The organism is Candidatus Nitrosopumilus sp. (genome assembly GCF_029882185.1).
Classification (GTDB): Archaea; Thermoproteota; Nitrososphaeria; order Nitrososphaerales; family Nitrosopumilaceae; genus Nitrosopumilus.
The window spans coordinates 1-5,358 of sequence record NZ_JAOULD010000065.1 but is presented as its reverse complement, the minus strand read 5'-3'; the positions used below and the strand labels follow the sequence as shown (position 1 = coordinate 5,358).

General features: G+C 34.7%; 6 protein-coding genes and 1 pseudogene. 1 reads left to right on the top strand and 6 read right to left on the bottom strand.

The features are described from left to right. A pseudogene (locus OEW78_RS09715) lies at window positions 1-862 on the bottom strand (hypothetical protein); the annotation flags it as partial. A gap of 130 nt (window positions 863-992) precedes the next feature. Here OEW78_RS09715 and OEW78_RS09710 point away from each other — a divergent pair. Next, entirely contained in the window at window positions 993-1,511 is a 519-nt protein-coding gene (locus tag OEW78_RS09710) for a MarR family transcriptional regulator (RefSeq protein WP_300327099.1), read from the top strand. A gap of 24 nt (window positions 1,512-1,535) precedes the next feature. Here the strand turns inward: OEW78_RS09710 and OEW78_RS09705 are convergent, their stop codons facing one another. The 5 genes from OEW78_RS09705 to OEW78_RS09685 all read right to left on the bottom strand — a co-directional run. Continuing rightward, window positions 1,536-1,772, bottom strand: a complete 237-nt coding sequence (locus tag OEW78_RS09705) for a dienelactone hydrolase family protein (RefSeq protein ID WP_300327100.1) — start codon at window positions 1,770-1,772, stop codon at window positions 1,536-1,538. A gap of 348 nt (window positions 1,773-2,120) precedes the next feature. Continuing rightward, window positions 2,121-2,339, bottom strand: coding sequence for a hypothetical protein (locus tag OEW78_RS09700; RefSeq protein WP_300327098.1), 219 nt, complete (start codon window positions 2,337-2,339; stop codon window positions 2,121-2,123). A 144-nt stretch (window positions 2,340-2,483) separates the two neighbouring features. Continuing rightward, window positions 2,484-2,882: a methylmalonyl-CoA epimerase gene (mce, locus tag OEW78_RS09695; protein ID WP_300327097.1), complete on the bottom strand. Its 399-nt coding sequence runs from the start codon at window positions 2,880-2,882 to the stop codon at window positions 2,484-2,486. A gap of 370 nt (window positions 2,883-3,252) precedes the next feature. After that, window positions 3,253-3,408: a hypothetical protein gene (locus OEW78_RS09690; protein ID WP_300327096.1), complete on the bottom strand. Its 156-nt coding sequence runs from the start codon at window positions 3,406-3,408 to the stop codon at window positions 3,253-3,255. 797 nt (window positions 3,409-4,205) lie between these two features. Then, the coding region (locus OEW78_RS09685) for a methylmalonyl-CoA mutase family protein (RefSeq protein ID WP_300327095.1) at window positions 4,206-5,358 on the bottom strand (1,153 nt) is incomplete at its 5' end.

Genomic DNA, 5,358 nt, shown 5'->3' with positions numbered 1-5,358 from the left:
AAACAGCGATGCCTGTTACTCCGTTTTCAATCCATTTTTGGGCCATCAATTCATCAACACATGAATGACTTCCAGAGACAATTCGAGTCACAAGGATTGATCCTTCCTTACACTCAGTATCTGTCTCAGATACGTTCACATCATCTGAGTTTGCCAACACGTAACTTGGCTGCAACTTATAGTCTGAATAAAAATCGGCAAATTTCGCTTTAGTTGTAGATGACATGTGTACTTGTCCTGTAGAGTTGAAGATTTGCTGTTCCTCGTAGTCTGCCAGGTTATGTCTTACATTGAACTGAGCATTCATTTCTATTAGTTCAATTTTTGAAGTCGATGCAGCTATATGATACGCATTTTTTGCATCTTGCATGGTTCCACCGTTTGCCAATACTTGATTCATGGCATTTCTTCCCGCATTGACTTTTTGTTCCTTGAATTCAAACTGATCCCAAAACACTCCCTGAACGTGTGATGGTTTTTTATTTACAAACTCATTAAAGACATTTCTTGAGGAATGTTTTTCCCACAATCGCTCCCATACATCAAGATCCTGATTAAGGCGTTGAACTGACATATCACGCATTTTTTGTAGATTTTCCTGAGCTTGGTTTTGCTCGTATTCTTTTTGTTCCAGTTCTACAATCATCTTTTTTGTCTGCTCTATTTTTTTAAGAATATCTTGTGCGATCGGATCATTTAGTAAATCATCAGAAAATGTAGTCTGGTCTGATTGGGTTTGTGCATAACTTGCTTGAACAATGGAGATTGACATGATACATGCAATGAGAATGCAAAGTCCCTTTTTGTAAATTCTTGATTTGTTTATCGAGCTCTTTTTTGTATGAGTAAAAATAGAATTCATTGTTTTGACTGAAATGTTGTAAATAATAAAGATTAGTGTACTAACGATTATATTATAAATTAATATGATAATAATAGATAGAAGACGAATGGTATATTATCCATCACGGTAAAACAAAAGAGGATATAAAATGAAAACTTTGGATCTCAAAGAAAGTATCGGGTTGTTGCTAAAAACTTCTGCAAAAACATGGGAAAAAGCAGCAGAAATGGAATTGAGCGAACGCTTTGGTCTTGCTGGCTCAAAATGGAAGATAATTGTCGCACTTTCTCTAAAGGAGGGAATCACACAGAAACACATAGCAGACATGGTGTTTGTCGAAGCCCCTACGCTTGTACCCATAATAGACAGGATGGAGAAAGAAGGATATCTTACAAGGCAGGCAGACCCAAAGGACAGGAGAAATAATTTGATCTTTATGACTCAAAAATCTAAAAAGATAGTGGATCCAATGATTGATTGCATTCTAGAAATAAGAAACATGGGGTTGAACAAGATCTCAAAAAAAGATATGGAGATTGCAAAAAAAGTATTAACGCAGATAGTGGGTAACACTGAAGAATTTATCAGACAAAAAGGAGAAAATACAGATCCTGATATTTGGACTGATCTGCAAAACAAATCACAAAAAACGCTTGTGAAATTGTAAGCATTAGAGTATTACTGGTTTTGGTTATTTGCTTATCAGGTTGTTCTCAAAAAAAGACAATGTCTTTTGCCATGCGTCCTTTGACTCTTCAGGTGTATATCTATCCCCAGACGGATTTACAAATACGTGGTTTACTCCAGGATAAACGGTGATGTCATTTTCAATTCCTAATTTGTCAAGAGATATCTCGAATTCTTTTACTGTCTCTGAAGGAATTCCATTCTCAAGATCTGCAAAGATTCCCAACACTGGCCAGTTGATTTTTGATAGTTTTTGTGTCAGTTACCAGCTGTCCATAATAGATTACAGTTGCATCCATGTCTTCATTGTTTAATGCCAGATTGACTGTCCGCCTCCAAAGTACCAACCAATTGAACCCAGACTTGGTGTAGAATGTTTTTCTAGGCCATTACAAAAATCCTACTCATGAGTGCCTCGCAACCTGTATCAAATTGATGGTACCTTTTACCCATCATCTTTGGAATTATTGGAGGAATAATTGCATGGTTTCGTTTTAGAAAAACTCACCCAAGCAAAGCCCGAATGTTTATCATTGTGGGACTTGTTTTGACTCTGGTTTTAGGGGTTGCAGGCGATTATCTGATAGACTCATGGTTTGAGGAATTTGAGCAAGTAAATCAGTAGTGTGCCGCAGAGTTTGACAAGCTGTTCTTTGAAGATGGAGACGTCAACTCCACAGTTATGATAAAAAACTATTGTTTTACCTACTTTGAAGATTGGAAACATTCCAGCTGAGCTTATACTGATGGAACTGCAGAAAAATACTTGAACAGTATTGATACCAGCATACAAGAAATTGTACAACATAACGTCCTCAGAGAATCTGAATTACCATGAGTAAGAAGAAAAATGGAGTCCTTTCAGATTTTATTGATTCATCAAACATAATCTTGCTGTACTGTGTCATGTGTTCTATTCAACACAGATATTGATAAACGCGTTTAGGTTAGGTTATTCTTTAGGATGAGAGCAAAGTTCTGCTAAAACACCATGAAGTGATTTTGGATGGATGAAAGTGACTTTAGTTCCTGCAGAACCAGGTCTAATTTTTCCTAAGAATTGAATTCCACAACCTTCCATTCTTTCAACTTCACCTTCAATATTATCAGTATCTAATGCCATATGATGTAATCCTTGTCCTTTTTTATCTAGGAATTTTTTGATTGGACTATCATTGTTTGTAGGTTGCATTAATTCTACTCTAGCATTTTCTAGATGTAAAATTGCTACTTTGACACCTTCAGATTCAACGGTTTCAAATTCAATGTCGTCTACACCTAATGCTTGCTGGTAAATCTTGGCAGATTCTTCAACATCATTTACTGCAATAGCAATATGATCAATCTTCATCTAAAGTACTTCTTCAACATGCAGTATTAATGGATTTATTTTATAATGTATTTTAAAGGATCAAACTGATTTTCAAAAATCCATAACTTTACTGAATCCAGTAAAGAATAATGAGAAAAAATGGGAAGAAATCAGTAAAAAAGATTATTTTGTTTTAGTTTTTTCAGATTTCTTTATTTCTTGCTTGGCTTTGTTTGAGGTTTTACTCATGTTGCAATATATTTACACTAGATAATAAAACAGAAATTAGTTGACCTTATTTTGAATCAGATCAACTATTCAGAACATCATAATCATGAATTAAAACCCTACTTGCTCGTTCAATGTTGTAGATAAAACCAAACTACGGAATTATCTAAAACCAAATTAATTATTCGGTGTAATGAACCAGTAAAGTTTTATCCATGACGGGATGAACTGCTATGATTTTTTCATTTTTTTCTGCTAAAAAATCATTTACTACATCCTGAAGAAAAACCCCTGGTTTTAATTCATTAGCGTCAAAATATTTTATTTTATGAACCATATGTAAAGGGAAGCAACACTAAGATATAACAATAAAGAAAGACTATTTTTCTTTAATGGAAAACCCACAGTGATTACATGATTCATGCTCTGAAACAAGATACCGTAAACCACAATTTGAACAAATTACATGATTTTCCACACACATCAAATCAAAGAGACTCATAAGAACTACTTGTTTGACTAGCACTGATTTTTACAAGATTTACATTCACAATCAAACATACCAGCTTTGCCCATGCATTGATCATGGTGTTTGTTATAGCATTTATTGCAAATAACCATTTTTAGTTCCACTAATGAGTTTTTTCATGGTCAAGTACTTTGTAAAAAGTATCTGAATACCCATCCCATTTGAAATTACAATTCCTACAAGAATATTTCATTTTATTTCGTTAAATCCTCTTTTTTCTTTTCAGACTCTTTGAATGCATTTACATCGGCTGTTGTTTTTGTTTTACAAGAACCAAATTTCAGTTTTTCAATTATTTTTTTAAACATACTTCCATTAGATTCTCGATGGTATAAACTAGCGTATTGAAATTATTTCATGGTTGATTTTCCTAAATACTAGTGTAACATACAACAGTATGAATTGTCATAAAATTAGTGAACCACATGTTTGGAGGTATTCCAAACACAACAAAATCCGTAGATGTCTAAAGTGTAAATCCAGAATCCGGATTACGGAGAAAGAATATCATCTCAAATGGGGCGTTCACAAAAAAATTTCAAGATAGACGAGATGCAGAAAAAAAATTCAGTAATTTATAGAAAACATATTCACGAAAGGTCTAATTAAAAGACCTCTTTTGGACGATATTCTCCAAATACTTCTCTGAAAGTATTGCTAATTTCTCCAGTTGTTGCAAAGGCTTTAGCAGCAGTAACGATGTAAGGCATGAGATTTTCTTCAGTGTCAGATGCACTCTTCATTGCAGATAATGCCTTTTCCAATTTCTCGGAGTCTCTTTCTGCACGTAATTTTTTGAGGGCTTTCTTCTGTTGTACTTCTATCCTACCGTCAATTCTCAATAATTCTGGTTGTTCTTCTTCTTCAGAATATTTGTTAACACCCACGATTATTCGTTCACCATCATCAGTTTCTTTTTTGAGTCTGTATGCATTTGCTCTGATTTCAGACTGGAAGAAACCTTTCTCAATTGCCTTTACAGAACCACCCATTTTTTGAATTTTTTTCAGATATTTCCATACACCGTCTTCAATTTGATCACATAGTTCCTCAAGATAGTAAGAACCTGCGAGTGGATCAGCAGTCTTTGTAATTCCACTTTCATGCGCAACAATTTGTTGGGTTCTAAGAGCAATTTTTGCAGATTCCTGAGTAGGAAGAGCAAGTGCCTCATCTCTAGAATTGGTGTGTAATGATTGTGTACCACCAGCAACAGCTGCCATAGTTTGGATAGCAACCCTGACAATGTTATTGTTAGGTTGCTGAGCAGTCAAAGATTCACCACTAGTTTGAGTATGGAATTTTAATTGTAATGAGCGAGGATTTTTTGCATGAAACATTTCTTTTAGTATTTTTGCATAAACTTTTCTTGCAACTCTAAACTTTGCAACTTCTTCAAAGAACTCTATAGTACAACAAAAGAAGAAGGAAAGTCGAGGTGCAAAATCATCAATTTTTAATCCTTTATCAATACAAGTTTGAATGTATGCTATTGCATTTGCCAAAGTAAATGCAACTTCTTGTGTGGCAGTACAGCCAGCTTCTCTCATATGATATCCAGAAATCGAAACAGGGTACCATGAAGGAACTTTTTCTGCACAAAACTCAATCATGTCACCAATTAATCGCATCGAGGGTTGTGGTGGATAGATGTACGTATTTCTTGCAATGTATTCTTTGAGAATATCATTTTGGGTAGTTCCACGCAGTTCGGTGCTTTTGAAGCCTTGTGATTCCCCTACTGCAATATAATATGCA

Coding starts and splice junctions, on each gene's coding strand:
- OEW78_RS09710 (WP_300327099.1), top strand. CDS start 993: ATGAAAACTTTGGATCTCAAAGAAAGTATCGGGTTGTTGCTAAAAACT.
- OEW78_RS09700 (WP_300327098.1), bottom strand. CDS start 2,339: ATGTTGTACAATTTCTTGTATGCTGGTATCAATACTGTTCAAGTATTT.
- mce (WP_300327097.1), bottom strand. CDS start 2,882: ATGAAGATTGATCATATTGCTATTGCAGTAAATGATGTTGAAGAATCT.
- OEW78_RS09690 (WP_300327096.1), bottom strand. CDS start 3,408: ATGGTTCATAAAATAAAATATTTTGACGCTAATGAATTAAAACCAGGG.